This window comes from Nocardioides jiangxiensis (assembly GCF_030580915.1).
Taxonomy (GTDB): Bacteria; Actinomycetota; Actinomycetes; order Propionibacteriales; family Nocardioidaceae; genus Nocardioides; species Nocardioides jiangxiensis.
In genome coordinates, this window is sequence record NZ_JAUQTA010000002.1 from 415,246 (window position 1) to 441,119 (window position 25,874).

At 70.9% G+C, this 25,874-nt stretch carries 28 protein-coding genes; 20 read left to right on the forward strand and 8 right to left on the reverse strand.

The window, feature by feature from the left end; genetic code table 11:
* Positions 1–9: 9 nt before the first annotated feature.
* The 4 genes from dnaE to Q5722_RS13400 all read left to right on the forward strand — a co-directional run bounded on the left by dnaE (position 10) and on the right by Q5722_RS13400 (position 6,151).
* A complete protein-coding gene (gene dnaE, locus Q5722_RS13385; protein WP_305028756.1) occupies positions 10–3,591 on the forward strand; it encodes a DNA polymerase III subunit alpha in 3,582 nt (1,193 codons plus the stop codon).
* Entirely contained in the window at positions 3,581–4,087 is a 507-nt protein-coding gene (locus Q5722_RS13390) for a hypothetical protein (RefSeq protein WP_305028757.1), read from the forward strand. Before dnaE ends, Q5722_RS13390 begins: the two co-directional genes overlap by 11 nt.
* Positions 4,088–4,135: 48 nt before the next feature.
* Complete coding sequence (locus Q5722_RS13395; RefSeq protein WP_305028758.1) at positions 4,136–5,680, forward strand: DUF3352 domain-containing protein; 1,545 nt, start codon at positions 4,136–4,138, stop codon at positions 5,678–5,680.
* A gap of 189 nt (positions 5,681–5,869) precedes the next feature.
* Positions 5,870–6,151 (forward strand): hypothetical protein, encoded by a 282-nt coding sequence (locus tag Q5722_RS13400; protein WP_305028759.1) that lies wholly within the window; start codon positions 5,870–5,872, stop codon positions 6,149–6,151.
* 52 nt (positions 6,152–6,203) lie between these two features.
* Here Q5722_RS13400 and Q5722_RS13405 read toward each other — a convergent pair whose 3' ends face one another.
* Positions 6,204–6,878, reverse strand: coding sequence for an LON peptidase substrate-binding domain-containing protein (locus tag Q5722_RS13405; RefSeq protein ID WP_305028760.1), 675 nt, complete (start codon positions 6,876–6,878; stop codon positions 6,204–6,206).
* 23 nt (positions 6,879–6,901) lie between these two features.
* On the opposite strand from Q5722_RS13405, the gene hisD reads away from it, so the two are divergent.
* From hisD to hisH, 4 genes are read left to right on the forward strand one after another with little or no spacing between them, the layout of a single operon-like run.
* Positions 6,902–8,206, forward strand: a complete 1,305-nt coding sequence (hisD, locus tag Q5722_RS13410; RefSeq protein ID WP_305028761.1) for a histidinol dehydrogenase — start codon at positions 6,902–6,904, stop codon at positions 8,204–8,206.
* The gene (locus tag Q5722_RS13415; protein WP_305028762.1) at positions 8,206–9,300 is read left to right on the forward strand and encodes a histidinol-phosphate transaminase; all 1,095 of its coding nucleotides are present in this window, start codon (positions 8,206–8,208) and stop codon (positions 9,298–9,300) included. Before hisD ends, Q5722_RS13415 begins: the two co-directional genes overlap by 1 nt.
* Positions 9,297–9,899 carry an imidazoleglycerol-phosphate dehydratase HisB gene (hisB, locus tag Q5722_RS13420; protein ID WP_305028763.1) on the forward strand — a complete coding sequence of 201 codons (603 nt, stop codon included), beginning with the start codon at positions 9,297–9,299 and terminating at the stop codon, positions 9,897–9,899. The genes Q5722_RS13415 and hisB overlap by 4 nt, the downstream gene beginning before the upstream one ends.
* A 2-nt stretch (positions 9,900–9,901) precedes the next feature.
* Entirely contained in the window at positions 9,902–10,537 is a 636-nt protein-coding gene (gene hisH, locus Q5722_RS13425) for an imidazole glycerol phosphate synthase subunit HisH (RefSeq protein WP_305028764.1), read from the forward strand.
* A 3-nt stretch (positions 10,538–10,540) separates the two neighbouring features.
* On the opposite strand, the gene Q5722_RS13430 is transcribed toward hisH, so the two are convergent.
* Entirely contained in the window at positions 10,541–11,449 is a 909-nt protein-coding gene (locus tag Q5722_RS13430) for a zinc ribbon domain-containing protein (protein ID WP_305028765.1), read from the reverse strand.
* Entirely contained in the window at positions 11,446–11,706 is a 261-nt protein-coding gene (locus tag Q5722_RS13435) for a helix-turn-helix domain-containing protein (RefSeq protein ID WP_305028766.1), read from the reverse strand. Before Q5722_RS13435 ends, Q5722_RS13430 begins: the two co-directional genes overlap by 4 nt.
* A gap of 104 nt (positions 11,707–11,810) precedes the next feature.
* Between Q5722_RS13435 and Q5722_RS13440 the strand changes: the two genes are divergently transcribed.
* The 3 genes from Q5722_RS13440 (at position 11,811) to hisF (ending at position 14,059) form a co-directional block, all read left to right on the forward strand.
* Positions 11,811–12,473, forward strand: coding sequence for an alpha/beta fold hydrolase (locus Q5722_RS13440; RefSeq protein ID WP_305028767.1), 663 nt, complete (start codon positions 11,811–11,813; stop codon positions 12,471–12,473).
* Positions 12,474–12,557: 84 nt separating this feature from the next.
* On the forward strand, positions 12,558–13,292 hold the full coding sequence (gene priA, locus Q5722_RS13445; RefSeq protein ID WP_305028768.1) for a bifunctional 1-(5-phosphoribosyl)-5-((5-phosphoribosylamino)methylideneamino)imidazole-4-carboxamide isomerase/phosphoribosylanthranilate isomerase PriA: 735 nt from the start codon (positions 12,558–12,560) through the stop codon (positions 13,290–13,292).
* On the forward strand, positions 13,289–14,059 hold the full coding sequence (hisF, locus tag Q5722_RS13450) for an imidazole glycerol phosphate synthase subunit HisF (RefSeq protein WP_305028769.1): 771 nt from the start codon (positions 13,289–13,291) through the stop codon (positions 14,057–14,059). The genes priA and hisF overlap by 4 nt, the downstream gene beginning before the upstream one ends.
* A 12-nt stretch (positions 14,060–14,071) precedes the next feature.
* Here hisF and Q5722_RS13455 read toward each other — a convergent pair whose 3' ends face one another.
* Positions 14,072–15,031 carry a matrixin family metalloprotease gene (locus Q5722_RS13455; RefSeq protein WP_305028770.1) on the reverse strand — a complete coding sequence of 320 codons (960 nt, stop codon included), beginning with the start codon at positions 15,029–15,031 and terminating at the stop codon, positions 14,072–14,074.
* A 129-nt stretch (positions 15,032–15,160) separates the two neighbouring features.
* On the opposite strand from Q5722_RS13455, the gene Q5722_RS13460 reads away from it, so the two are divergent.
* Positions 15,161–15,844: an enoyl-CoA hydratase/isomerase family protein gene (locus Q5722_RS13460; protein WP_305028771.1), complete on the forward strand. Its 684-nt coding sequence runs from the start codon at positions 15,161–15,163 to the stop codon at positions 15,842–15,844.
* Positions 15,841–16,668, forward strand: a complete 828-nt coding sequence (locus Q5722_RS13465; protein ID WP_305028772.1) for an SDR family oxidoreductase — start codon at positions 15,841–15,843, stop codon at positions 16,666–16,668. Before Q5722_RS13460 ends, Q5722_RS13465 begins: the two co-directional genes overlap by 4 nt.
* A gap of 10 nt (positions 16,669–16,678) precedes the next feature.
* Here Q5722_RS13465 and Q5722_RS13470 read toward each other — a convergent pair whose 3' ends face one another.
* Together Q5722_RS13470 and Q5722_RS13475 are read right to left on the reverse strand one after the other, a co-directional pair.
* The gene (locus Q5722_RS13470; RefSeq protein ID WP_305028773.1) at positions 16,679–17,206 is read right to left on the reverse strand and encodes a hypothetical protein; all 528 of its coding nucleotides are present in this window, start codon (positions 17,204–17,206) and stop codon (positions 16,679–16,681) included.
* Complete coding sequence (locus tag Q5722_RS13475) at positions 17,206–17,838, reverse strand: TIGR03085 family metal-binding protein (RefSeq protein WP_305028774.1); 633 nt, start codon at positions 17,836–17,838, stop codon at positions 17,206–17,208. The genes Q5722_RS13470 and Q5722_RS13475 overlap by 1 nt, the downstream gene beginning before the upstream one ends.
* Positions 17,839–17,904: 66 nt before the next feature.
* On the opposite strand from Q5722_RS13475, the gene Q5722_RS13480 reads away from it, so the two are divergent.
* Genes Q5722_RS13480 through Q5722_RS13510 form a run of 7 tightly spaced genes read left to right on the forward strand, consistent with a single transcriptional unit; the run spans position 17,905 to position 24,922 of the window.
* The gene (locus tag Q5722_RS13480; protein WP_305028775.1) at positions 17,905–19,683 is read left to right on the forward strand and encodes an ABC transporter ATP-binding protein; all 1,779 of its coding nucleotides are present in this window, start codon (positions 17,905–17,907) and stop codon (positions 19,681–19,683) included.
* Complete coding sequence (locus Q5722_RS13485) at positions 19,680–21,470, forward strand: ABC transporter ATP-binding protein (RefSeq protein ID WP_369415032.1); 1,791 nt, start codon at positions 19,680–19,682, stop codon at positions 21,468–21,470. Before Q5722_RS13480 ends, Q5722_RS13485 begins: the two co-directional genes overlap by 4 nt.
* Positions 21,471–21,520: 50 nt before the next feature.
* Complete coding sequence (locus Q5722_RS13490; RefSeq protein ID WP_305028776.1) at positions 21,521–23,215, forward strand: NAD(P)/FAD-dependent oxidoreductase; 1,695 nt, start codon at positions 21,521–21,523, stop codon at positions 23,213–23,215.
* 9 nt (positions 23,216–23,224) lie between these two features.
* Positions 23,225–23,587, forward strand: coding sequence for a phosphoribosyl-AMP cyclohydrolase (gene hisI / locus Q5722_RS13495; RefSeq protein WP_305028777.1), 363 nt, complete (start codon positions 23,225–23,227; stop codon positions 23,585–23,587).
* Positions 23,584–24,249: a Trp biosynthesis-associated membrane protein gene (locus tag Q5722_RS13500; protein WP_305028778.1), complete on the forward strand. Its 666-nt coding sequence runs from the start codon at positions 23,584–23,586 to the stop codon at positions 24,247–24,249. The genes hisI and Q5722_RS13500 overlap by 4 nt, the downstream gene beginning before the upstream one ends.
* Positions 24,250–24,294: 45 nt before the next feature.
* A complete protein-coding gene (locus Q5722_RS13505) occupies positions 24,295–24,498 on the forward strand; it encodes an HGxxPAAW family protein (protein WP_305028779.1) in 204 nt (67 codons plus the stop codon).
* The gene (locus tag Q5722_RS13510) at positions 24,479–24,922 is read left to right on the forward strand and encodes a DUF2752 domain-containing protein (protein ID WP_305028780.1); all 444 of its coding nucleotides are present in this window, start codon (positions 24,479–24,481) and stop codon (positions 24,920–24,922) included. The genes Q5722_RS13505 and Q5722_RS13510 overlap by 20 nt, the downstream gene beginning before the upstream one ends.
* Positions 24,923–24,978: 56 nt before the next feature.
* On the opposite strand, the gene Q5722_RS13515 is transcribed toward Q5722_RS13510, so the two are convergent.
* Together Q5722_RS13515 and Q5722_RS13520 are read right to left on the reverse strand one after the other, a co-directional pair.
* The gene (locus Q5722_RS13515) at positions 24,979–25,347 is read right to left on the reverse strand and encodes a hypothetical protein (RefSeq protein ID WP_305028781.1); all 369 of its coding nucleotides are present in this window, start codon (positions 25,345–25,347) and stop codon (positions 24,979–24,981) included.
* The gene (locus Q5722_RS13520) at positions 25,347–25,703 is read right to left on the reverse strand and encodes a DUF4190 domain-containing protein (protein ID WP_305028782.1); all 357 of its coding nucleotides are present in this window, start codon (positions 25,701–25,703) and stop codon (positions 25,347–25,349) included. The genes Q5722_RS13515 and Q5722_RS13520 overlap by 1 nt, the downstream gene beginning before the upstream one ends.
* Positions 25,704–25,874 lie beyond the last annotated feature (171 nt).

Below are 25,874 nucleotides of genomic sequence, written 5' to 3' on the forward strand. Positions count from 1 at the left end.
GTGCCCTCCATGTCGTCTGGCTCCGCTGATTCGTTCGTGCACCTGCACGTCCACACGGAGTACTCGATGCTCGACGGTGCCTCCCTCCTGGACGGCCTCTTCCAGCGCACCGCCGACCTCGGCATGCCCGCGATCGCGATGACCGACCACGGCAACATGCACGGCGCCTACGACTTCTACTCCAAGGCGAAGCGCTACGGGGTCAAGCCGATCATCGGCATCGAGGCCTACATCTCGCCCGGCACGCCCCGTGGCGAGCGCCGCCGCGTCCGCTGGGGCAAGGGCAACGCGTCCGAGGAGGGTGGCGACGACGTCTCGGGTGGTGGCGCCTACACGCACATGACGATGTGGGCCGAGTCCACCGAGGGCATGCACAACCTCTTCCGGCTCTCCTCGCGCAGCAGCCTCGAGGGGTACTTCTACAAGCCCCGCATGGACAAGGAGATCCTCGCCGAGCACAGCAAGGGGATCATCGTCTCCACGGGCTGCCCGTCGGGTGCGATCCAGACCCGGCTGCGCCTGGGCCAGTGGGACGAGGCGGTGCAGGAAGCCGGCGAGCTGATGGACATCTTCGGCCGCGACAACGTCTTCCTCGAGCTGATGGACCACGGCATCTCCATCGAGAAGCGGGTCCGCGACGACCTGCTCAAGCTCGGTCGCGACCTCGGCATCAAGCCGATCGCCACCAACGACTCGCACTACAACGCCCCCGAGGACGCCAAGGCGCACGAGTCGCTGCTCTGCGTGCAGTCGGGCAGCCGCATGGCCGAGCCGACGTACGAGCAGGGCGGCAAGCGCTTCGCGTTCCAGGGGCAGGGCTACTACATCAAGTCCGCCGCCGAGATGCGCGAGCTGTGGGGTGACCACAACGGGCTCAAGGAGGCCTGCGACAACACGCTCCTCATCGCCGAGCGCTGCGACGTCCAGTTCACCGAGTCCACCGGTGGCTACATGGCGCGCGCCGACATCCCGGCGGGGGAGACCGAGGAGTCCTGGCTGCGCAAGGAGGTCTTCCGCGGCCTCGAGTTCCGCTACCCCGACGGCCGCCTCACGCAGGAGGTCATCGACCGCGCCAACTTCGAGCTCGACGTCATCACGCAGAAGGGCTACTGCGGCTACTTCCTCGTGGTCGCCGACTTCATCCAGTGGTCCAAGGACAACGGCATCCGGGTGGGTCCCGGCCGTGGCTCCGGTGCGGGATCCATCGCGGCGTACGCACTGAAGATCACCGACCTGTGCCCGCTGGAGCACGGCCTCTACTTCGAGCGGTTCCTCAACCCCGAGCGACCCTCGATGCCCGACTTCGACATCGACTTCGACGACCACCGCCGCGGCGAGGTCATCCAGTACGTCACCGAGAAGTACGGCGCGGAGCGCGTCGCCCAGATCGCCACCTTCGGCCGGATCAAGGCCAAGCAGGCGATCAAGGACGCCGCGCGCATCCTCGACCACGGCTTCGCGATCGGCGACAAGATCAACAAGGCGCTGCCTCCCGACGTGATGGGCAAGGGCGTCCCGCTCAAGGAGCTCTTCAACCCCGAGCACAAGCGCTACGCGGAGGGCGGCGAGTTCCGCGCGCTCTACGAGCAGGACCACGACGTCCGCACGATCTACGAGACCGCACTGGGCCTCGAGGGCCAGATCCGCCAGACCGGTGTCCACGCGGCCGGCGTCATCATGTCGAGCGAGCCGCTCATCGACGTCGTCCCGCTGATGGACCCGAAGCAGGACGGGCAGATCATCACGCAGTTCGAGTACCCGAAGTGCGAGGAGCTCGGCCTGGTCAAGATGGACTTCCTGGGTCTCTCCAACCTCCACACCCTGGAGGACGCGGTCGCCAACATCGAGGCGAACCGCGGGGAGAAGGTCGTCCTCGAGGACCTGCCGTTCGACGACCGGCCGACCTACGAGCTGATGGGCCGGGGCGACACCCTGGGCGTGTTCCAGCTCGACTCCGGCGGCATGCAGGCGCTGCTGCGCTCCATGAAGCCCGACCAGTTCGCCGACATCACGGCCGTCTCGGCGCTCTACCGCCCCGGCCCGATGGGCGCGGACTCGCACAACAAGTACGCGCACCGCAAGAACGGCCGCGAGCCGATCGTCCCGATCCACCCTGCACTGGAGGAGCCTCTCCAGGAGGTCCTCGGTGAGACCTACGGTCTCATCGTCTACCAGGAGCAGGTCATGGCGATCGCCCAGGTGCTCGCCGGCTTCTCGCTCGGCGCCGCCGACAACATGCGTCGCGCGATGGGCAAGAAGAAGAAGGAGGAGCTCGACAAGCAGTACGCCGGTTTCGAGGCCGGCATGCTCGAGCGGGGCTACCCCCAGGACGCCGTCAAGACGCTGTGGGAGATCCTGGTCCCCTTCGCCGACTACGCGTTCAACAAGTCGCACTCCGCGGCGTACGGCGTCATCACGTACTGGACGGCGTACCTCAAGGCCAACTACCCGACCGAGTACATGGCCGCGCTCCTGACGTCCGTGAAGGACAACAAGGACAAGATGGCGCTCTACCTGGGTGAGTGCCGCCGCATGAAGATCAAGGTCCTCCCGCCCGACGTCAACGAGTCGAGCCACAACTTCACCGCCGTCGGTTCCGACATCCGCTTCGGTCTGACCGCCATCCGCAACGTCGGCGCCAACGTCGTCGACGGCATCGTCGAGGCGCGGGAGCAGCAGGGCCGGTTCACCGACTTCAACGACTTCCTGTCGAAGGTCCCCGCGCCGGCGTGCAACAAGCGGCTCGTGGAGTCGCTGATCAAGGCCGGCGCGTTCGACGAGATGGGGCACAAGCGCCGGGCGCTGGTCGTCATCCACGAGACCGCCGTCGACCAGTACGTCGACATCAAGAAGAACGAGGCGATCGGTCAGGACTCCCTCTTCGCTGGTCTCGGTGACGACGACGAGGGCGGTGGCTTCGGCGTCAACGTCGCTATCCCCGACATCGACGAGTGGGACAAGATGACCCTGCTCGGCAACGAGCGGGAGATGCTCGGCCTCTACGTCTCCGACCACCCGCTCAACGGCCTCGAGCACGTGCTCTCGCAGGGCACCGACTGCTCGATCGGCCAGCTGCTCGTCGACGAGGAGCGTGCCGACGGCTCGTCGGTCACCGTCTCCGGACTGATCACCAGCGTCCAGCGCAAGATCACCAAGCGCGGTGACTCGTGGGCGATGGTGACGCTGGAGGACCTCGAGGGTGCGATCGAGGTCCTGCTCTTCCCGAGCAGCTACCAGCTCGCCGCGCCGTACCTCACCGAGGACGCGATCATCACGGTGCGTGGCCGGCTGTCGCGGAGCAAGGACACCCCCGAGATCATGGGGCAGGAGGTGACCGTCCCGGATCTCTCCGACGGGCCCAACGGCCCGGTCGTGATCTCGCTGCCGTCGACGCGGTGCACCGCTCCCGTCGTGGAGTCGCTCAAGGACGTCCTGCGCACGCACCCCGGTGTCACCGAGGTGCAGCTCAAGCTCCTCGCACGCAACGCGACGACGGTCATGCGACTCGACGACCGCCTGCGGGTCACGCCCAGCGGTGCGCTCTTCGCCGACCTCAAGCAGCTGCTCGGGCCGGGTTGCCTTGCCCAGTAAGCGCACGGCCCTCGCGGGGCTCCTCGTCGTCGTCATCGTGGCTGCCCTCGGTGCGGTTGCCGGCGTCGCCTGGTGGGCCTGGTGGAAGCCCGCCCCGGTCGGCCAGGTCTATGCGCACCACCCCTTCTTCCTGCCGGACGAGGAGTTCCGCTCCACCGGGTTGTACGTCGGGATCGCCACGGCCGTCGGTCTGGTCACGGGCGTCGTGGGCAGCGTCCTCCTGCGGCGCTCGCCGCTCTTCAGCGTGGTGTCGCTCGTGCTCGGCGCGGTGGCGGGCGCGGCGGCGATGATCCTCACCGGCTGGCTGCTGGGGCCGGAGAGCGCGGTCGCCCTGGCCCGGCACGCGAAGGACGGGGCGTCGGTCCACGCCGCCCTCCGCGTGCAGCCGGGCGCGGCGTGGTGCGCGATGCCGTTCGCCACCGCCGTGGGCTGTCTCGGCGTCCTTCTCTCGCACGACCGCGGCGAACACGGTGGACAGAGCCTGCACGTGGGCTGATTCGTCTGTAATCTCCAGTGACTTCCGCCACTGACTCGAGGACAGACCATGACTGATACTCCCGCTCCACGTCCCGCCCGTCGCAAGGGTCTGGCGCTCGGCGTCGGCGGCGCCGTGCTCGCTGTCGCTGCCGTCGGTGGCGGTGTCTGGGGCTACAAGGTCTTCTACGGCCAGGGCGACCAGCCGGCCCAGGCCCTTCCGGCGAAGGGCCTGCTCGGCTACATGGCCATCGACATGAGCCCCAACGGCGAGCAGCTGCTCGCCGCCCGGAGCACGCTGAAGAAGTTCCCCGGCATCGCCGACGAGATCAAGCTCGGCGGCAAGGACGACATCCGCAAGGAGCTCTTCGACAAGCTCAAGGGTGACGGCGACGGCTGCGGGGACCTCGACGACTACGACAAGGACGTCAAGCCGTGGCTCGGCGACCGCCTTGCCGTTGCCGCCCTCGACGAGGGTGAGGGCAAGGAGCCCGCCGAGGTCGTCGTGCTCCAGACGAAGGACCACGCGAAGGCCAAGGCCGCGGAGTCGGCGATCCTCTCCTGCATGGGCCAGGACCTCGACCCGTCCGAGGAGCGGCTGTCCGCGGCGTTCTCGGGTGACTGGCTCGTGGTCGCGCAGGGTGATGGCAAGGCGGAGTCCGTGGTCAAGGCCGCCGCCAAGGGTTCCCTGGCCGATGACGACAGCTACGCGACCTGGACGGATGCGGCAGGCGACCCGGGCATCATCACCGCCTACGGCTCGAAGCTCGGCTACCAGCGCATGATCGACTTCATGACCGCCGACTCGTCGATGAAGATCCCGGACGCCGTGGCCGACGAGGCGAAGAAGTTCGCCGGTGCCGGTCTGGTCGGCCGTTTCCGCGACGGTGGCCTGGAGATCGAGCTGGCGAGCAAGGCCGGCGGGAAGGTGGCGACCTCCGGCGACATCGTCTCCTCGCTGCCGAAGTCCACCGTGGCCGCCTTCGGGGTCGGTCTGCCGGACGGATGGCGCGACACGGTCGAGAAGTTCTACGGACCCGTGCTCGAGGACGAGGCGGGCGTGAGCCTGAAGCAGGCCGAGGAGATGCTGACCCAGCAGACCGGCCTGACCTTCGATGACGTGGAGACGCTGCTCGGCAAGGGCCTCACGGTCTCGGTGGACTCCGGCCTCAGCGGCGACGCGTTCGAGCAGATGGACCCGACGGCCCTGCCGGTGGGCATCAAGATCAAGGGCGACCCCGACAAGATCGAGAAGGTCGTCGAGAAGGTCCGCGCGACGTTCGGCGCGCAGGGCATGCCGAGCGGATTCATCGTCAGCAAGGAGAGCGGCGACTACGAGATCCTCAGCGTCAACCCGAAGTACGCCGACAAGCTGGCCAGCGAGCGCGGCCTGGGTGACACCGAGACGTTCAAGAAGCTCGTCCCGAACGCCTCGGACTCCGTCAGCAGCTTCTTCCTGGACTTCGACGCCCAGAACTGGCTCGACGACCTGTTCAAGGACCTCGACGCGCCGAAGGACGTCCGCGACAACGTCGCCCCGCTGAGCGGCATCGGCCTCTCGTCCTGGAAGGACGGCGACAAGGCACACGTCCTGATCAAGGTCGCCACCGACTGACCCTGACGCACGTCACCTCACCCGCAGTCGCCGGGTGGTCGCCCGAGGCGGCCATCCGGCGTCCTGCTTCCCGGGTCAAAGCGCTGCGGCTCGTGGACCGGCGCCGTTAGCTCCGGCCCCGACTTCCCGGCGGGCGACGAGGGCGGCCTCATGCCGGCGGCAGCCGTACTGCACGGTGACGCCGGAAGGATGGAGAAGGCACTGACGGCCGCAGCCCACGGCCCGATGGGCGGCGACCTCGTCTGGGAGGCGAAGGGGGACAAGGTCGTGGTTGGCGTCGACCGCGACTTCGTCACCTCGGTCCTCGCGGGCAGCGGCCTGGCCCGCTCCGCGACGTACACGAAGGTGCTGCCCGGGGTGAAGGACGCCTCGGGTGTGCTCTTCGTCGACTTCGACGCAGGCGGCTGGCTCGCGCGCGTCGTCGGGAAGCACGACCGGGCGGCGGCTGAGCGCTCGATGCGCTGGGTGTGACCTTCTCGCAGGTCGGGGGCGAGGACCGGACCACCGCCCGGCTGACCACGGACTAGTTGGGGGACCAGCCGGTCCGTGCGACATCGACGGCCGGCAGCGACGGGACGACGTCCATCGCGCGCATCTCCTCACGGAGGAGGCGGGTGATCATCGCCAGGCGCAGATGGGTGTCGTCGGCCTCCAGCAGCGACTGGCGGTCCGGGAGGGGGAGCAGGGTGGTCGCGGCCAGCGTCCACGAGAGGTACGCCGGGTCCCGCGGGAGGGAGCCGGTCAGCACGTCCTCGCCGTGCAGCTGCGACAGGTGCCCCCGGTAGCGCTCGAACAGGCTCCTCGCTCGCTCGACGAGCTCGGGCGCGACGACGTCGTCGTGGTCGTCACCGAGCACCTCGACGACGCCCGCAGGGTAGGGGCGGTCGGTGAGGATGGAGGAGAGCCGGAGCCGGCCGCGGCCGACGGCGACGATCTCGAAGGTTCCGTCGGGGTTGCGCTCGGCCTCGCCGAGCTGGAGCACGCAGCCGACCCGGAAGAGCGACTGGGCACCGTGCGCGTCGCCGACCTCGAAGCCCTCGCGGATGGCGACCGTGCCGAAGACCCGCTGGGCGGGGTCGGGCACCTCGAGCAGCTCCTCGACCAGCGTGCGGTAGCGCTCCTCGAAGATGTGGAGGGGCACGGTCATGCCGGGGAAGACGACGGTGTTCAGCGGGAACAACGGCAGCGTCCGGGACATGTCCCAGACACTAGACTGGGACCATGATCCGCCGCATCGACCTCCGGGGCGAGAGCCCGAACGCCGACTACAGCCGCGCCGTGCCGCGTGCTGCCTTCGACGTGGAGCATGCGGTGGAGATCGTGCGCCCGATCTGCGAGGACGTCCGCGACCGCGGTGTCGCCGCCATCGTGGAGTACTCCGCGAAGTTCGACGGCGTGGAGCAGACCGACGTGCGGGTGCCCGTCGAGAAGCTGCAGGAGGCGCTCGCCAATCTCGACCCGGCCGTCCGGGCGGGCCTCGAGGAGTCCATCCGCCGCCTGCGGATCACGTGCGAGGCGGAGATCGAGCACGACGTCCGCACCGAGCTCGGCGCCGGCGCGACCGTCACGCACCGGATGATCCCGGTCAACCGGGTGGGCCTCTACGTGCCCGGCGGGCTGGCCCCGCTGATCTCCAGCGTCGTCATGAACGTCGTCCCGGCCCAGGTCGCGGGCGTGAAGTCGATCGCGCTGACCTCGACCCCGCAGAAGGAGTTCGGCGGCCTGCCGCACCCCTCGATCATGGCAGCGTGCGCGCTGCTCGGCGTCGACGAGGTCTACGCCGTCGGCGGCGCCCAGGCGATCGCCATGTACGCCTACGGTGCGGGGGAGTGCCGCAAGGTCGACCTCGTGACCGGTCCGGGCAACATCTACGTCGTCTCCGCCAAGCGCCTGCTCAAGGGGCAGGTCGGCATCGACTCCGAGGCCGGCCCGACCGAGATCGGCATCCTGGCCGACGAGACCGCGGTGGCGTCGTACGTCGCGGCGGACCTGATGTCGCAGGCCGAGCACGACCCGCTCGCGTCGTCCGTCCTCGTGACGCCGAGCGAGGCGCTGGCGGCTGCCGTCGAGGCGGAGCTCGAGGTGCAGGTCGCCGCGACCAAGCACCAGGAGCGGATCACGACCGCGCTCTCCGGCGAGCAGTCCGCGATCGTGCTCGTCGACGACCTCGAGCAGGGCCTCGCCGTCGTCGACGCGTACGCCGCGGAGCACCTCGAGATCCAGACGGAGAACGCCGCCGAGCTCGCCGCCCGGGTGACCAACGCCGGTGCGATCTTCGTCGGCAACCACGCGCCGGTCTCGCTGGGCGACTACTGCGCGGGCTCCAACCACGTGCTGCCGACGGCAGGCTGCGCCTGCCACAGCTCGGGTCTGTCCGTGCGCTCCTTCCTCAAGGCCGTGCACGTCATCGACTACAGCCGTGCCGCGCTCGCCGAGGTCGCCGACCACGTCGTCACGCTCGCCGAGGCCGAGGACCTTCCCGGCCACGCTGCCGCGGTCCGCGTGCGCTTCGAGACGGAGTCCTGATGACCTTCCCTCCGATCCGGCCCGAGCTGGCCGGTATCGCGCCCTACGGTGCGCCGCAGCTCGACGTACCCGTGCAGCTCAACGTCAACGAGAACCCCTACGGCCCGTCCGAGGCGTGCCTCGACGACATCGCCGCAGCGGTCCGCGAGGCAGCCCGCGACCTCAACCGCTACCCGGACCGTGAGTTCAGCGCGCTGCGCGAGGGGCTCGCGGCGTACCTCAACACCGATGGCGGCGTCGGCCTGACCGCCGACAACATCTGGGCGGCCAACGGCTCCAACGAGGTCATGCTGCAGCTGCTGCAGGCCTTCGGTGGGCCGGGGCGCACGGCGGTCAGCTTCGCGCCGACCTACTCGATGTATCCGGAGTACGCCCGTGACACCCACACCACGTGGGTGGCTGGCAAGCGCCGTGAGGACTTCGCCCTCGACATCGACGCGGCCGTGGCGCTGATCGAGGCGGAGCGCCCGCACGTCGTCCTGCTGCCGAGCCCCAACAACCCGACCGGCACCGCGCTCCCGCACGACGCCATCTCGGTGCTCTGCGAGGCGCTCGGTGACGAGGGGCTGCTCGTGGTGGACGAGGCGTACGGCGAGTTCCGCCGCGAGGGCACCCCCAGTGCCCTCGAGCTGCTGCCCGTGCACCGCAACCTCGTCGTCTCCCGGACGATGAGCAAGGCCTTCGCGGGGGCCGGTCTGCGGCTCGGCTACCTCGCTGCGGACCGGGCCGTCCTCGACGCCATCCGCGTCGTGCGGCTGCCGTACCACCTCTCCGCCGTGACCCAGGCGACCGCCCTCGCGGCGCTGCGCCACGCCGAGGACCTGCTCGGCAAGGTCGACGAGCTCCGCAAGGAGCGCGACGAAACCGTAGGGTGGCTCCGCGAAAAGGGGTTGCAGGTCGCCGACAGCGATGCGAACTTCGCCCTGTTCGGCACCTTCGCTGACCGTCACGCGGTCTGGCAGGGGCTGCTGGACCGCGGCGTCCTGATCCGGGAGACCGGACCGGACGGCTGGCTGCGCGTGTCGATCGGCACGGCGGACGAGATGAACGCATTCAAGAACGCACTGACCGAGGTCATGAAGGAGCAGGCATGAGCCGCACCGCCACCATCACCCGTGAGACCAAGGAGTCCAAGGTCCACGTCGAGGTCGACCTCGACGGCACGGGCAAGGCCTCCATCTCCACGGGCGTGGGCTTCTACGACCACATGCTCAACTCGTTCGCGCGCCACTCGCTGGTCGACCTCGTCGTCCACACCGTCGGCGACACCCACATCGACGCCCACCACACCGTCGAGGACACCGCGATCGTGCTGGGTCAGGCGCTCGCGGAGGCGATGGGCGACAAGAAGGGCACCCGTCGCTTCGGTGACGCGACCGTGCCGCTCGACGAGGCGCTCGTGCAGGCCGTCGTCGACATCTCGGGCCGCCCCTACTGCGTGTGCACGGGTGAGCCCGAGGGCCAGATCTACGTCCAGATCGGCAACGACGGGTACGTCGGCTCGCTGACCCGTCACGTCTTCGAGACGATCGCGTTCCAGGCGCAGATCGCGCTCCACGTCCGCGTCCTCGCGGGTCGCGACCCGCACCACCTGGTCGAGACCCAGTTCAAGGCCTTCGCGCGGGCCTTCCGCGACGCGATCGCCCTCGACCCGCGCGAGACCGGCATCCCCTCGACCAAGGGCGTCATCTGACGATGAGCCAGCCCTCTGTCGCCGTCCTCGACTACGGGTCCGGCAACCTCCGCTCCGCTGTGCGTGCGGTCGAGCGCGCCGGCGCCGACGTCACGCTGACCTCCGACTTCGACACCGCGCTCGAGGCCGACGGCCTGCTCGTTCCCGGCGTCGGCGCGTACGCCGCGTGCATGGCCGGACTGCGCGAGATCAAGGGTGACCGGATCATCGGCCGTCGCCTCGCCGGAGGCCGTCCGGTGCTCGGCATCTGCGTCGGCATGCAGATCCTCTTCGCGCGCGGCGTCGAGCACGGCGTCGAGACCGACGGCTGCGACGAGTGGCCCGGAGTCGTCGAGCGGATCCAGGCGCCCGTCGTCCCCCACATGGGGTGGAACACCGTCGATGTCGCCGAGGGGTCCGCGCTGTTCGCCGGTGTCGAGGGAGAGCGCTTCTACTTCGTGCACTCCTACGGGGTCCGCGAGTGGACGCTGGAGACCAACGACCGCACCAAGGCGCCCCTGGTCACCTGGGCGGAGCACGGCGGCGACCGTTTCGTGGCAGCTGTCGAGAACGGTCCGCTGTGGGCCACGCAGTTCCACCCGGAGAAGTCCGGCGACGCCGGCGCCCGGCTCCTGCGCAACTGGATCAGCACCCTCTGACGGTCAGCGTGCACCGCACGTCGCGCAGTGCGGCGTGCCGACGCGTCGCGGCTGGTCGCAGGTCGCGCACGCGGCGATGACCTCGCGCCCGCAGCCCTCGCAGTGCGGGCCGTGGTCGCGCACGGGGTAGCCGCAGAACGGGCACTCGCCCTTGCGGGTACGTCGACCGGGGATGCGCGCCACGAGGCGTCGCTGCACCGCCACGAAGGTCAGCACGGTCACCGCGGCGCCGAAGGCCGCGATGACGATCGGCCCGAGGTCGAGCGGGTTGATGTAGTCGAAGACGTAGTCGCCGGCGAGGACGATGCTCAGGACCGCTCCGGCCGCGACCGTGGCGAAGCCGAGCGGGAGGTAGCGGGACTCCGCGTGCCGCAGCCGGCGGACGAAGCCGAACGACGCCGCGATCCAGCCGCCGACGAAGAGCAGACGCAGGCCCGCGATGACCCAGCCCCGCGCGTCGTGGATCCGGTCCGCCCGGTCCTCGACGTCCTGGTAGACCTGGTTGGCGGCGTCCTGGGCCTTCTCGCTCCGGGCCTGGGCGGACGCGGCGGCAGCGGCGGCGACGTCGTACTGCCGCTGGGCCACCTCGTAGTCCCGCTTCAGGCCGGCGACCGGATCACCGGCCTGGAGGGCGACCTCGTAGTCGGCGCGCGCCTTGTCGAGGGCGGTCGTGGCCGTCTCCTGCTGGCGCATCGCCTGGTCGGCTGCGATCGAGGCGTCCTCGGCGGTCTTCACGATGGCGTGCTGCTGCGCCGTCATCGAGGAGTACGGGTCATCTGACTCGATCCAGTCGCCGATCTTCAGGTACATCCAGATGCCGCCCACGAGCAGGAAGACGGTGAGGATGACGGCGAGGAACTTCTCGGTCCGGGTCGACTCGATCTCGTCGGTGTCGAGGCGCGTGGTGGTCATGGGGTCCTCCTGGCGGTGTGGGGTCGGGTGCGGGGGCGGAGGGTGACCTCCAGGTCGCAGTCGAGGGCGGCGGCGAGGCGCAGCAGCGTGTCCAGCCGCGGGGGTCGGACCCCCGACTCGAGCCGAGCGATGGCGGACTGGGTGGTGCCGCAGAGCTCGGCGAGCTCGCGCTGGGACAGCCCCCGCAGGGTGCGTTGCTCGCCGACCTGCCGGGCGATGCCGGCGTAGAAGTCGCTGTCCTCCGGAAGGGTCCGCATGTCTCGAAGGTATTGCAGGTTTGCTATGTCCGACAGGGTCTTCCGGCAGGTCGAGCAGGGGTACTCAGGACCCTGATGTGGGTGGTCGGTGCCATGGTGGGGGCATGGCGACCTATGTACTCGTGCACGGCTTCTGGCTCGGTGGCGACTCCTGGGACGCGGTGCTGCCGCCGCTCGAGGCGGCGGGCCACGACGTCGTCGCGCTGAGCCTCCCCGCCAGTCCGGGCACCACCTTCGCCGAGCACCTCGCGGCCGTCACGGACGCGATCCGGACCGCCTCCGGGCCGGTGGTGCTCGTGGGCAGCAGTGCCGCAGGCAAGCACGTGCTGGCCGCCTCCGGTGAGCTGCCGGAGCGGATCCTGGCGACGGTCTACGTCGACGCGCTTCCCCAGCCGACGACGACGTCGGACGAGCACGACGGAGACGTCATCGCGTTCGACTGGGACCTGCTCACGGAGCAGGAGCAGCGCGACCTCACCGACGAGCAGCGCGCCTGGATCGAGCAGACGGCGGTTTCCTATCCGGCGCAGGTGACACGCGACGGCTGGGAGCTGGACCCGCGTGCGTACGAGGTGCCGGCCCTGGTCGTCGGCACCGGCTTCGACGAGGCCACGCTGGGGGAGTGGCGGAGGCAGTGGCCGGCGTCCTTCACGGTCATCGATGCCCTCGCCGACCTGCGCTGGGCGTGGCTGCCGACGAGCCACTGGCCGCAGCTGACCCGGCCCGCCGAGCTGGCCGGTCTCCTGCTCGCGACGGTGCCCGCCTGAACCGACACCGTGGCGCGTCGCCGGCTCGTCCGCCGTACGGCGCCACTGCGCGTACGTGAGTCGGCGTTCCTTAGGATGGCGGGCATGAGCGACTACCTCGAGCTGCTGCCCGCCGTCGACATCAAGGGCGGGCAGGCCGTCCAGCTGGTGCAGGGCGTGGACGGGTCCGAGAAGGTCTTCGGCGACCCGATCGAAGCCGCGCTGCGCTGGCAGGAGGCGGGGGCCGAGTGGCTGCACCTCGTCGACCTCGACGCGGCGTTCGGCGTCGGGCAGAACCGCGAGCTCCAGGCCGAGATCGTCGGCCGCCTCGACATCAAGGTCGAGATGTCCGGCGGCATCCGGGACGACGAGTCCCTCGAGGCCGCCATGGCCACGGGCTGCCGCCGCGTCAACATCGGCACCGCCGCGCTGGAGCAGCCGGAGTGGTGTGCGAAGGCGATCGCCACGTGGGGCGACCGCGTCGCCATCGGCCTGGACGTCCGGGGCACCACGCTGGCCGCCCGGGGCTGGACGCGCGACGGCGGCGACCTGTGGGAGACGCTGGCCCGCCTGGACTCCGAGGGTTGCGCCCGCTACGTCGTCACCGACGTCAACAAGGACGGCATGCTCCAGGGCCCGAACCTCCAGCTCCTGCGTGATGTCGCCTCCCGCACCGACCGTCCGATCGTGGCCTCGGGCGGCGTGACGACGCTCGACGACATCCGGGCGCTCATGACGCTGGTCGGCGAGGGTGTCGAGGGTGCCATCGCGGGCACTGCGCTCTACACCGGCCAGTTCACGCTCGAGGACGCGCTGGCGCTGACCAAGGGCACTCTGTGAGCCTCGCCGTCCGCGTCATCCCCTGCCTGGACGTCGATGGCGGCCGGGTGGTCAAGGGCATCAACTTCAAGGACCTGCGCGACGCCGGTGACCCCGTGGAGCTGGCCCGCACGTACGACGCCGAGGGCGCCGACGAGCTCACCTTCCTCGACATCTCCGCGTCGACGGATGCCCGCGCGACGACCATGGAGGTCGTCTCCAAGGTAGCCGAGGAGGTCTTCATCCCGCTGACCGTCGGTGGCGGTGTCCGCACGGTCGCCGATGTCGACCGCCTGCTCCGGGCGGGCGCGGACAAGGTGGGGGTCAACACCGCCGCGATCGCGCGTCCCGAGGTGCTGGCGGAGATCGCCGACCGCTTCGGCAACCAGGTGCTGGTTCTCTCCGTCGACGCACGGCGCGTGACGGGTGGGACCCGCACCGAGTCCGGCTTCGAGGTGACCACCCACGGCGGTCGCCAGGGCACCGGCATCGACGCCGTGGGCTGGGCGACCAGGGCTGCTGACCTCGGTGCCGGCGAGATCCTGCTCAACTCGATGGACGCCGACGGCACGCGCGACGGCTTCGACCTCGAGCTGATCCGCCTGGTCCGGGCCGCGGTCGACATCCCGGTGATCGCCTCCGGCGGAGCGGGTGCGGTCGAGCACTTCGCGCCGGCTGTCGACGCGGGCGCTGACGCCGTCCTGGCGGCCAGCGTCTTCCACTTCGGCACGCTGCGCATCGGTGAGGTCAAGGCCGGTCTCGCAGCGGCGGGTCACCCCGTCCGCTGAGCGGTCAGGCGGTCAGACGGTCCGCTGAGCGTGGGGGATGCAGCCGGCCTGCAAGCCCACGGCACGGAAGGCGCTGAGGTCTCCGGCCCCCATCAGGTGGTTGCGCGACGTGGCCGAGCCGTACATCAGCTGGCTGCTGCCCGCCGCGTGCCCGAGGCCGAGCACGTGACCGAGCTCGTGCTCCATGATCTGGCCCCACGTGGCCTCCCCGGAGGTCGTGAAGCCGGTGCGGAGGTGCTCGGAGCGGTCGAGGGCGAGGGTGCCGTGCAGCATCTCCTCGTAGCCGTCGTGGATCGACCAGGTGCCGCCGCCGCGACCCGCGACGGTGCCGCTCAGCGACGACACGAACCCGACGGTGATCGCGACGCTCCGGTCGTACTGCCCCGATGCGGGAACCACACTGGTCGTGCCCTTGTAGGCGAACGTCAGGCCGGTGGCCTGGGCCAGTCGGCGGAACGCACCCTGGACGTCGTCGAGGGACGCCGCGTAGCCGCCGTTGCGGTTGAACTTCCAGGTGATGGCGCGGCAGGGGTTGTACCGCGGGTGGTCACCGTCGGTGGCCAGCCAGCGCCAGTCGCTGCTCGACCCCGACGGGGTCCAGCCCGGCTTCACCGTGAGGGTGCGTGCTCCCGTCCACCCGGACGCGGCGTCCCCTGAGGCGGGAGCCACGACCCGGAGGTCGTGCCCGCCGATCCACTGGCTCGGTGCCGCCATGCGGTAGGCGCCGGTGCTCGAGGTGGTGGACGTGGTGAGGGTGCGCCATCCGGAGGCGATCCTGACGTCGAGCCGGACGTCGCGCCCGGCGGGGCCCGAGGCGGTGCCCGAGATGGTCGTGGTGCTGCCGACCTTGACCGTCGAGGAGGAGAGCGTCGCCGTCACCGTCGTGCTCGTCGCCGCGTGGGCGGGCGCCTGGAGGAGCAGGCCCGACACGAGGGGGAGACAAGCCGCGAGGGCGAGGGCGGAGCGCTTCATGGACAAGGAACGTACGGGCGTGACGTCCATGACACAGTCCGCCGTTCGGGCATGGACCTGTCCTCCGCTCGGACAAAAATGTCGTGGCGAAATTCCTTCGCGCCACGAACGATCTGGCATGCTCCTCCCATGACCTCCCTGACCCGCGAGGGCGACGTCTTCGTCCTCGACATCAGTGACACTCCCGACGACGACCACCGCTTCACCTTCGAGCGGATCGCCGCGCTCGACGCGGCGCTGACCGAGGTGGAGGCCACCGAGGGCCCCGCTGCGCTGGTCGTGACCGCCCAGGGCAAGTTCTTCTCGAACGGGCTCGTGCCCGAGCTCTTCGTCGATCCGGAGTACACCGCGGCGTACCAGGCGATGGTCGCGCGCTACCTCGTCTCCGAGGTGCCGACCGTCGCTGCCCTCAACGGTCACTGCTACGCCGGCGCGCTGCTCTTCGCACTCGCCCTCGACGAGCGGATCGCCCGCACCGAGCGCGGCTTCCACTGCCTGCCGGAGGCCGCCATCAAGGTCCCGTTCACCTCGGGGCTCGCGGCCCTGACGATGGCGCGCCTCGCGCCGCAGGTCGCGCACCGTGCGATGGTGCTGGCCCACCGCTTCGACGCCGACGCCGCACTGGCGGCAGGGGTTGTCGACGCCGTCGCCCCCGTCGAGGATCTCCTGCAGACCGCCGTGTCCCGCGCAGCCGAGCTCGCGCCGCTGCGCGGCCCGGTCGTCGGCACCATCAAGCAGACCCGGTACGCCGGTGTCGTCGAGGCCCTGCACCGCAGGGAGAAGCTGAACATCGAGGAAGGGGCAGGGGCATGACCAAGCGACTCGAGGGGCGCACCATCCTGATGTCCGGCGGAAGCCGCGGCATCGGGCTCGCGATCGCCGTCGCGGCGGCGAAGGAGGGTGCCAACGTGGCGATCCTCGCCAAGACCGATGTCCCGGACCCGCGCCTGCCCGGCACCATCCACACCGCGGCCGCGGAGATCGAGGCGGCGGGTGGCCAGGCACTCGCGGTCGTCGGTGACGTGCGCGACGAGGCCTCGGTGGAGAACGCCGTCGCCCGCACCGTCGAGCGCTTCGGCGGTATCGACATCGTGGTCAACAACGCCTCGGCCATCAACCTGTCCAAGACCACCGAGCTGCCGATGAAGCGCTTCGACCTGATGATGTCGATCGAGCACCGCGGCACGTTCCTGCTGACGTCGAAGGCGCTCCCGCACCTCGTCGAGGGCACGAACCCGCACGTCCTGACGCTGTCGCCGCCGCTCAACATGAACCCCAAGTGGCTCGGTGCCCACCCCGGCTACACGCTCGCCAAGTACGGCATGTCGCTGCTGGGCCTGTGCTGGGCCGAGGAGTACCGCGAGGCCGGCGTCGCCTCCAACACGCTCTGGCCGGAGACCCTGATCGCCACGGCGGCGGTGCAGAACCTGCTCGGCGGTGACGAGGCGATCGCGGTCTCGCGGACGCCCGAGATCATGGGCGACGCCGCGGTCGAGGTCCTCGTGCAGGACTCGCGCGCGTGCACCGGCAACTCGTTCCTCGACGTCGACGTACTGGCCGCGGCCGGCGTCACCGACCTCACGCCGTACGGCGGCACGGGGAAGCTCGAGCTCGACATCTACGTCGACCCGCGCTGACCTCGACCGATCAGCGCCGGCCTGGCGCGTACGCCGGCTCCCGGCGTACGCGCCAGGCGAGCACGAGGAACCAGATCCCCACGGCGAAGGCCGTGACGGCCAGGACGACGACCACGGGTGCCAGGTCGCTGTGCACCTGGACCTGCCCGCCGTCGACCGCCGTGAACGCGACGAGGCCGACAGCGGTCAGCGCGAGGTCGATCCAGCGGATCACCTGGGCGGCCCGTCGATCGCGCTCGGCCGCGGACAGGGCGAGGATCGCGGTGCAGGTGCCGAAGACCACGCCGGTCATCGCGACCGACTCGAGGGTGCCCAGCAGTGCCCCGGGTGGCGCGGTGACCGAGCCGACCGAGAGCACCAGCCCCACGACGCTGGACAGCGCGGCGACGGTGAAGCCCGGATGCAGCCGGGTGAGGCCGGCGAGCCCGACGAGGACGAACATCCAGCCGACGGGGTCGCTGATCACGTCGAAGCCGTCGAAGCGCAGGTCGGCGATGACGACGAGGAAGCCGCCCACGAGCATGCCGAGGCCGGTCATCACAGCCCCAGGTCGGCGGACTTGAGCGCGGTGATGTGCGCGTCCGGTCCCTCGAAGGCGACGTCCGCCACGCTGCCGCGCCCGTAGAGGTAGAGCACCAGCTCGGCGACCTCGCCGACGAGCACGACGGGGTGCGGTCCGCGGCGCAGCTGGAGGGTCGCGCCGGTGTCGGTGCGCCGCAGCTGGATCGGGATGTCGGCGTCGCGGACGATCAGGCGGCCGACGAGGGGGAGGGCCCGCCAGAGCGCCTTCACCGTCGCGTCGGGCAGCTCCCGCGGCGACCATGCCGCACCGGCCCGGCGGCGAATGTCCTCGTGGTGGACGAAGTACTCGATGGTGTTGGCCAGCACGTCGACGCCGGGCAGTGCCAGCGGCGAGCGCGCCGCGCGGACCGCTCCCACCGTCGTCGCGAAGTCCTCTCCCGCCACGCGGGCGACGGCATCGTCGTGCCGGGACGCGAACGCCCGGGCGACGATGCCGACGGCGTTGTGCGGCTGGCGGTCGCGGACCAGGAGGTGGGCCATCAGGTGGCGCACGTCCCACTCGCCGCAGAGTGTGGGCGCATCGGGACCGGTCGCCAGGGCCAGGTCGCAGAGCTGCTCACGTTCGAGGCGTGCGGGTGACCGGGTCATGCGGGCCAGCGTAAGCCCACTGGCCGTCACGGGAATGCCGTGCGCCCCTGCGGTGGTTGCGACCACGTGACGCAGCTATCCGGACGGCCGACCTCGACCCTCGGAGACGGCTTCGCCGTGCTCGGAGTCGCGATCCGGCGCGAGCCCTGGATCTTCACCGTCGCCACCATCGGCAGCGCCCTCTTCGGCGCGCTGACCGTGGCGGACGCGTGGGTGCTCGGCTGGTCGACCGAGCACGCCGTGCTCCCGGCCTTTCGCGACGGGCGGATCTCGGCGGGTCTGCTCGGGGCCGTCGTCGGCCTCTTCGTCGGCGTCGCCATCCTGCGTGCGGTGGGCATCGTGGCGCGCCGTCTCGGTGCGGGCCTCATGCAGTACCGGCTGCAGGCGCGCGACCGGCGAGCGGTCACCCGCCAGTACCTCCGGCTCCCCATGGAGTGGCACCAGCAGCACCCGACGGGTGAGCTCCTCTCCAACGCGAACGCCGACGTGGAGGCCGCCTGGAGCCCGATCGCGCCGCTGCCCATGGCAGTCGGCACGGTCGTGATGATGCTCATCGCGATCGGCCAGATGTTCGCGGCCGACGTCGTGCTGGCCGTGATCGGCCTGGTCGTCTTCCCGCTGGTCATCGGCACCACCGTGCTCTACCAGAACGCCTCCTCGCCGCTGATGACCCGCGCCCAGGCCCTGCGCGGCCGGCTCAGCGCCATCGCGCACGAGTCGTTCGAGGGCGCGCAGGTCGTGAAGACCCTCGGCCGCGAAGGCGACGAGACCGAGCGGTTCGCCGCCGTGGCCCACGAGCTGCGCGACGTCAACGTGCGCGCCGGGCGGATCCGTGCGGCGTTCGACCCGGTGATCGCGTCCGTGCCGTCGCTGGGGGTCCTGGTCGTGCTCGCCGTGGGCGTCGCGCGCGTGGAGGCCGGGCACACCGACCCCGGTGACGTGGTCACCATCGGCTACCTGCTGACGATCGTGGCGATGCCGATCCGGTCGATCGGCTGGCTGCTCGGCGAGTTCCCGCGCAGCGTGGTCGGCTTCCGCCGGGTCAGCCGGGTCCTGGCGGCGACCGGCGAGATGCAGTACGGCACGGAGCAGCTGCCGGGTGCCGGGGCCGCGACCCTCCGGGTCGACCGCCTCTCCTACGCGTACGACGCCGGCGTGCCCGTGCTCGCCGACATCGACTTCGAGCTGGCGCCGGGACGCTCGGTCGCCCTCGTGGGCGCGACGGCGAGTGGCAAGAGCACCCTGACCAACCTGATCACCCGTCTCGTCGACCCCGACGACGGAGCGATCAGGGTCGACGGCGTGGACCTGCGCGACCTCGCCTCCGGCGAGCTGGCCCGGTCGGTGGCCGTGGTGCCGCAGACGGCGTTCCTCTTCGACGACACGGTCCGCGGCAACGTGACTCTCGGCGCCGACATCGCCGATGCCGATGTCTGGGCCGCCCTCCGCACCGCCCAGGCAGACGGCTTCGTGGCGGCCCTTCCGCACGGTCTCGACACGAAGCTGGGCGAGCGCGGCACCTCGCTCTCCGGCGGCCAGCGCCAGCGGATCTCGCTGGCGCGGGCCCTCGTCCGTCGGCCGCGCCTGCTCGTGCTCGACGACGCGACCTCGGCGGTCGACCCCGAGGTCGAGGCGCGCATCCTCGGCGCGCTGCGTGAGGGCGGGGGAGCCGCGACCCTCGTGGTCGTCGCCTACCGCAAGGCCACCATCGCGCTGGCCGACGAGGTGCTGCACCTCGCCGACGGGCGCATCGTCGACCGCGGCCCCCACGCCGAGCTGCTCGCCCGCTCCGCGGCGTACGCCGACCTCGTCAACGCCTACGAGACGCAGGAGGAGGACGCGTGAGCACCCCCGAGCCGACGGTCGGCACCGGCGCCGACATCGCCGCCCTCGCCACGATCCGCCGGGGCATGCGGATCTCGCCGGAGCTGCGCGACGGCCTCGGCGTGACACTGCTGCTGGCCCTGGTCGCCACCGTCGGCCAGGTCGTCGTGCCGATCACGATGCAGAAGACCATCGACCACGGCCTCGCCGAGGGGCGATCCGTCGACCTCGGCTACATGCTCGGCATGGGCGTCGTCGCGATGGCTGCGATCCTGGCGACGGGCGTGGCGTCGTACCTGATGACGAGCAGGCTCTTCACCCAGGCCGAGCGTGGGCTGGCCACCCTGCGGATCAAGGCGTTCCGCCACGTCCACGACCTGCCCCTCCTGACCCAGAACACCGAGCGGCGCGGGGCTCTCGTCAGCCGGGTGACCAGTGACGTCGACCAGGTGTCGCAGTTCCTCGTCTTCGGCGGAGTCTTCGCCATCGTCAGCATCGGCCAGATCCTGGTCGCGACCGTGATCATGCTCGTCTACAGCTGGCAGCTCTGCCTCGTGGTCTGGGTCTGCTTCCTTCCGCTCTTCCTCAGCCTGCGCTGGTTCCAGCAGCGGCTCTCCGACGCGTACGGCGTCGTGCGTGCGCAGGTCGGCGTGATGCTCGGCGCGATCGCCGAGCCCGTCGTCGGCGCCGCCGTCATCCGTGCCTATGCCGTCCAGGAGCGCACGCAGGCCCGCATCGACGAGGCGATCGCCGCCAACCAGCTCGCGGCCACCAAGGCCCAGGGCTTCACGGCGTTCTCCTTCTCGCTGGGCGGCCTCTCGGGTGGGCTGGCCAATGCCGGCGTCCTCGTGATCGGCATCTGGCTCGGGTTCGCCGGCCAGATCACGGCCGGCGAGGTCATCGCCTTCGCCTTCCTCGTCACCTTGTTCGTCGGCCCCGTCCAGATGGGCACGCAGGTGCTGACCGATGCGCAGAACGCCCTGGCAGGCTGGCGCCGCGTCATCGGCGTGCTCGACACCCCGGCGGAGCTGGTCGACCCCGGCGCCGACGGCGAGGTGCTGCCGCGCGGCCCGATCGACGTCGCCTTCCGTGGCGTCTCCTTCGGCTACCCCGGAGGTCCGCTGGTGCTGCAGGACATCGACCTGCACGTCACCTCGGGCACTCGTGTCGCGGTGGTGGGGGAGACGGGCTCGGGCAAGTCGACCCTGGCCAAGCTGCTGACCCGCCTCATGGACCCCACCTCCGGAGAGGTGCTCCTCGACGGTGTCGACGTACGCCGGATCGCCAACGCCTCGCTGCGCCGCAGCGTCGTGCTCGTGCCGCAGGAGGGCTTCCTCATCGACGACACCCTGCGGGCGAACGTGCAGTGGGGCCGCGACGGTGCGACCGACGAGGAGATCCAGGCCTCGGCCCGCGAGCTCGGCATCAGTGACTGGCTGGAGGCGCTCCCGCACGGGCTCGACACCCAGGTCGGCCAGCGGGGTGAGTCGATGAGCGCGGGGGAGCGGCAGCTCGTCGCCCTCCTGCGGGCCCACCTGACCGACCCGGACCTGCTGGTCCTCGACGAGGCGACCAGCGCGGTCGACCCGCAGCTCGAGATGCGGATGGCCCGGGCCCTGGAGCAGCTGATGTCGGGCCGCACGTCGGTCACGATCGCCCACCGCCTCACCACGGCGGAGAACGCCGACGAGGTCGTCGTCGTCGACCGCGGCCGGATCGTGCAGCGCGGTCCGCACGCGGTGCTCGTCGACCGTCCGGGCCCGTATGCCGGCCTGCACGCGAGCTGGGTCGCGCAGCAGGCCCACTGACCAGGCCCAGCAGCCTCCCGGAACGGGGCGCGGTCAGGGAGGATGGCGGCGTGGCCGACCCGATCATCCTCCTCGTCTCCGGGGAGTTCCTCGACGTCCTGACCGAGCACTTCCGCCGCTACGAGCAGGAGTACGACGTCCGCGCGGCCGCGACCGCGGCCGAGGCGACGGCGACCATGACGGCCGCGGTGGCCGCCGGGCAGCCCGTCGCGATGGTCGTGAGCGACTCCCAGCTGCCCGACGCATCCCTGCTGGCCGCGATGCACGAGTGGCGGGTCCTCGTGCCCACCGCACGGAGGATCGTGGCGATCCCGATCAGCCGGTTCGGCGCCGAGACCATGGCGCTGCGCCCCGCGCTGCAGAAGGGCAAGTTCGACACCCACCTCCTGCTGCCCCAGGGCCTGCGCGACGAGGAGTTCCACTACGCGGTGGTCGAGCTGCTCAGCGACTGGGGCGCGACCGTCGCGACCTCCGAGATCGACACCGTCCGCGTGATCACGCCCGACAGCTCGCCGCTCGCGCTCGCAGTCCGCGACTTCCTGGACCGGACCGGCTTCCCCCACCGGACCTATGCGCCGGACTCGCCGCAGGGCCAGGAGGCGCTGGCACTGCACGACGGGCCGCCGCGGTTTCCCCTCGTGCACCTGTCGTCGCGGCCGTTCGCCGACCGGCCGATCATCGCGCCGTCGTCGGTTAGGGAGCTCGCAGCCCTGATCTACGGCCGCCCGTCCGACATCGAGGTCGACACCGTCGTGGACCTCGCCGTCGTCGGAGCCGGGCCGGCGGGCCTCGCTGCCGCGGTCTACGGCGCCTCCGAGGGCCTCACCACGGTGGTCATCGAGTCGGACGTCATCGGTGGACAGGCCGGCACCAGCTCGATGATCCGCAACTACCTCGGCTTCCCGCGCGGCATCTCCGGCATGCGCCTGGCGCAGCGTGCCCGCACCCAGGCGATCCGCTTCGGCGTCCGGTTCTTCACGGGCTGGCCGGTGGTCGAGCTGCGTCCCGGTGCCGACGGTGCGCCCCACACGCTGGTCACCGAGGGCGGCGAGCTGCGCGCCCACGCCGTCCTCGTCGCCTCGGGCGTCACCTATCGGCGCCTCGGCGTGACGCCGCTCGAGGACCTCGTCGGAGCCGGGGTCAACTACGGAGCGGCGATGACGGCGGCGCGCGAGATGGAGGACCGTGACGTGTACGTGGTCGGCGGCGGCAACTCCGCCGGCCAGGCCGCCGTGCACCTGGCGCGCTTCGCGCGGTCGGTCACGATCCTCGTCCGGCGCGACGGCCTGGCCGCCACCATGTCGAAGTACCTCATCGACGAGATCGAGTGGAACCCGCGGATCACCGTGCGCCCCACCACGCAGATCGTCGACGGTGGTGCCGACGAGAGCGGCCAGCTCGGCTGGCTGCGGCTCAGGGACCTGAGCACCGGCGCCGAGGAGCGTGTCGGCGCGGGTGGTCTCTTCCTCCTCATCGGCGCCGCCGCACACGGGGACTGGCTGCCCGAAGACGTACGCCGCGACGAGCGCGGGTTCGTGCTCACCGGGCGCGACGTGCCGGCGGAGTGCTGGGCCGACGGCCTGCCGCCGGCCAACCTCGCGACCTGCGTGCCCGGCGTCTTCGCCGCCGGCGACATCCGGTCCGGCTCGATGAAGCGCGTCGCGACGGCGAGCGGTGAGGGCGCGTCCGCGGTGGCGCTGGTGCACGCGTACCTCGAGGGGCTGCGGTCACCCGCGAGCCACTAACCTTGGCGCGTGACCGACCAGCAGCTCGACCCGACCATCGCCGCCCGCCTGAAGCGCACCGCCGACGGCCTGGTGCCGGCGATCGCCCAGCAGTTCGACTCCGGCGAGGTGCTGATGATGGGCTGGATGGACGACGAGGCCCTGCGCCGCACCCTGACCACTGGTCGCGCCGTCTACTGGAGCCGCAGCCGTCAGGAGTACTGGGCCAAGGGCGACACCTCCGGCCACGTGCAGCACGTCAAGGAGGTCCGTCTGGACTGCGACGGTGACACCATCCTGGTGAAGGTCGACCAGGTCGGGGCTGCCTGCCACACCGGCGACCGCACCTGCTTCGACGCCGACCTGCTGGGGCCGGCCGAGGCCCTGGCGTGACCCAGCGCGAGACCGCGGGCGCGAGCCGGGGCCGGCGTACCTTCGGGCCTGTCGCCCTGCTGGGCCTGGCGACCGCGGGGCTGGCGGCCGTCGCCGGCAACAAGACCTGGACCGAGGCGCACCGGCCGACCGGCTCGTGCAACCCCGCAGACCTCCCGGCCGGCATCGTGTGGTCGGACTTCGCCCAGCGCTCCCCGCTGGCCGGGGCGGTCGCTCTGGTCCTGCTCGCGGCGTGGGGTGTCCTGCTGGTCACCCGCGGACCGGTCCGCCGGGCGATGGCCGTCGTGGCCGTGCTCGCTGCGGCCGGCTACCTCGCCACGGCGGTCGAGGCAGCCTGGTCCCTGCGCGACCTGACGGAGCGGAAGGTCGCCGAGCGGATCGGCCACGTGGCCGGCTGTGGGCAGGCGCGCGTCTGGATGAGCGACACCTGGTGGCACACCGCCCTCGCGACAGGTGTGGTCGCGCTCCTGGTGGCCGTACTGGCCGTCGTGCTGGCGCCGCACTGGCCCGAGATGGGGAGCCGGTACGACGCCCCGACGCAGGGCGAGGGCCCGGCGGGTGTGCCGCTCGAGCAGCAGTCGAGCATCGACCTGTGGAAGTCGCTTGACGCAGGTCACGATCCGACTCGTGACCCGGACGACCACGACAGCCCGCAAGCCTGACTAGACTGTCGCCGCAATCGCAGCACGACGAGGAGAACCACGCGCATGTCTGACTCTCACGGCAACACCCCCGCGGCCTGGACCGCGGTCTTCATCGGTCTGGCTGCGTTCGTCGTGGGCGGCATCGGTCTGATGTTCTCGCCGCTCAACTGGACCCTCTTCTGGGTCGGTGTCGTGATCCTGGCGATCGCCCCGGTCGCGCTCGTCGTCCTGAACAAGATGGGCTTCGGTGAGGGCACCGGCCACTGAGGCGCTGACCGCCTCGGTCGCCCGCAGCTCGCGCCGCGTGCGTGAGCTGGCGACGCCCCTCGGCCTGGCCGCGTCGGTCGCTGCGGCGAGCGTCGCCCTCCACCTGCGTGACCCCCACGAGCAGGGCTCGTGGGGGTTCTGCCCGTTCCTGGCGCTCACCGGCCACCCGTGCCCCGGCTGCGGCGGACTGCGGGCGGTCAACGACCTCACCCGTCTCGACGTCGTCGGCGCGGCGTCGAGCAACCTCTACTTCGTCGCGAGCATCCCGTTCCTGGCCTTCGGATGGGTCCTGTGGGTGCGCAAGGCCTGGCGCGGCGAGCCCGTCGCGGGGCCGAGCACGCGCACTGTCAGCATCGCGCTCGTCCTGTTGCTCCTCTTCTGGGTCGCCCGCAACACGCCGTGGGGTGCCTGGCTGGCGCCGTGAGGCTGGCGCGCGAAGGGCCCGCGACCTGGTGGTCGCGGGCCCTTCGGTTCACTGGTTCAGTAGTTCGTCGTCTCGAAGCGGTTGACGTCGATGACCCCGGTCGCCAGCAGCGTGATGTTGAGGATCAGCCCGACCGCCGTCAGGCAGATGGCGATGATTCCCATGATCCGTCCGTTGCGGACCTTGTCGAGGCCGGTCAGTGCGCCACCGGACGCCTCGATCTCGCGGATGGCCGAGCCGCTCATGAGGAGCGGGGCCAGGCCGATCAGACCGAGGAACGCGCAGCAGAAGACACCGATGGCGCCGAGGACGAGACTCACGATGCCGAGCGCGAAGATCGTTCCCGCCCGCGGGTGCTCCATCGGAGCACCGCCGTACTGAGGCGGGTAGCCGTAGCCCGGCGGCGGCGGAGGAAGGCTGCTCATCAGTAGCCCGTGCTCGTGTTGGTCGAGCTGTCGAACGCGCCGGCCGCGACCAGGATGACCACGACCACGATCGCCACGATGGACAGGATGATCTGGATCAGGGCGATGATCTTGGCCGCCTTGAGCATCCCCTCGCCGCCGATGGTGCCGTTGGACGCGAGGGTCTCGCGCTCGGCGTTGCGGGCGATGATGAACGCCGGCACGGAGAGCAGGAGGCCGCAGACGAACCAGCTGACGATCGAGAGCACGAGGGCCAGCACGGCCTTCGGGTGGTTCGGCGGCACCGCGCCGGGCGCGGGTGCTCCGTACGTGGGCGGCGTCGGGCCACCCGGCGGCGGCGGAGGCAGAGAGCTCATGGTTCCCCCAGAGGAGTCGGTGCGCCACGTCCGAGTGTGACGCAGGTTGCATCGGACCCTAGCCCCCTGCGCGGGAAGCCCGGAATATCCCGCGCCGTGACCGTGGAACCCGGCGAAACCCGGTGGCGGCGCCGTGAGACGCTTGGACCCCTCCCGGAGGATGTCCGGGAC

What these genes read in the sequence shown, in the direction of transcription:
- dnaE (WP_305028756.1), top strand. Translation starts at nt 10, where the DNA reads ATGTCGTCTGGCTCCGCTGATTCGTTCGTGCACCTGCACGTCCACACG.
- Q5722_RS13395 (WP_305028758.1), top strand. Translation starts at nt 4,136, where the DNA reads ATGACTGATACTCCCGCTCCACGTCCCGCCCGTCGCAAGGGTCTGGCG.
- Q5722_RS13400 (WP_305028759.1), top strand. Translation starts at nt 5,870, where the DNA reads ATGGAGAAGGCACTGACGGCCGCAGCCCACGGCCCGATGGGCGGCGAC.
- Q5722_RS13405 (WP_305028760.1), bottom strand. Translation starts at nt 6,878, where the DNA reads ATGTCCCGGACGCTGCCGTTGTTCCCGCTGAACACCGTCGTCTTCCCC.
- hisD (WP_305028761.1), top strand. Translation starts at nt 6,902, where the DNA reads ATGATCCGCCGCATCGACCTCCGGGGCGAGAGCCCGAACGCCGACTAC.
- Q5722_RS13415 (WP_305028762.1), top strand. Translation starts at nt 8,206, where the DNA reads ATGACCTTCCCTCCGATCCGGCCCGAGCTGGCCGGTATCGCGCCCTAC.
- hisB (WP_305028763.1), top strand. Translation starts at nt 9,297, where the DNA reads ATGAGCCGCACCGCCACCATCACCCGTGAGACCAAGGAGTCCAAGGTC.
- hisH (WP_305028764.1), top strand. Translation starts at nt 9,902, where the DNA reads ATGAGCCAGCCCTCTGTCGCCGTCCTCGACTACGGGTCCGGCAACCTC.
- Q5722_RS13430 (WP_305028765.1), bottom strand. Translation starts at nt 11,449, where the DNA reads ATGACCACCACGCGCCTCGACACCGACGAGATCGAGTCGACCCGGACC.
- Q5722_RS13435 (WP_305028766.1), bottom strand. Translation starts at nt 11,706, where the DNA reads ATGCGGACCCTTCCGGAGGACAGCGACTTCTACGCCGGCATCGCCCGG.
- Q5722_RS13440 (WP_305028767.1), top strand. Translation starts at nt 11,811, where the DNA reads ATGGCGACCTATGTACTCGTGCACGGCTTCTGGCTCGGTGGCGACTCC.
- priA (WP_305028768.1), top strand. Translation starts at nt 12,558, where the DNA reads ATGAGCGACTACCTCGAGCTGCTGCCCGCCGTCGACATCAAGGGCGGG.
- Q5722_RS13455 (WP_305028770.1), bottom strand. Translation starts at nt 15,031, where the DNA reads ATGAAGCGCTCCGCCCTCGCCCTCGCGGCTTGTCTCCCCCTCGTGTCG.
- Q5722_RS13460 (WP_305028771.1), top strand. Translation starts at nt 15,161, where the DNA reads ATGACCTCCCTGACCCGCGAGGGCGACGTCTTCGTCCTCGACATCAGT.
- Q5722_RS13465 (WP_305028772.1), top strand. Translation starts at nt 15,841, where the DNA reads ATGACCAAGCGACTCGAGGGGCGCACCATCCTGATGTCCGGCGGAAGC.
- Q5722_RS13470 (WP_305028773.1), bottom strand. Translation starts at nt 17,206, where the DNA reads ATGACCGGCCTCGGCATGCTCGTGGGCGGCTTCCTCGTCGTCATCGCC.
- Q5722_RS13475 (WP_305028774.1), bottom strand. Translation starts at nt 17,838, where the DNA reads ATGACCCGGTCACCCGCACGCCTCGAACGTGAGCAGCTCTGCGACCTG.
- Q5722_RS13505 (WP_305028779.1), top strand. Translation starts at nt 24,295, where the DNA reads ATGTCTGACTCTCACGGCAACACCCCCGCGGCCTGGACCGCGGTCTTC.
- Q5722_RS13515 (WP_305028781.1), bottom strand. Translation starts at nt 25,347, where the DNA reads ATGAGCAGCCTTCCTCCGCCGCCGCCGGGCTACGGCTACCCGCCTCAG.
- Q5722_RS13520 (WP_305028782.1), bottom strand. Translation starts at nt 25,703, where the DNA reads ATGAGCTCTCTGCCTCCGCCGCCGCCGGGTGGCCCGACGCCGCCCACG.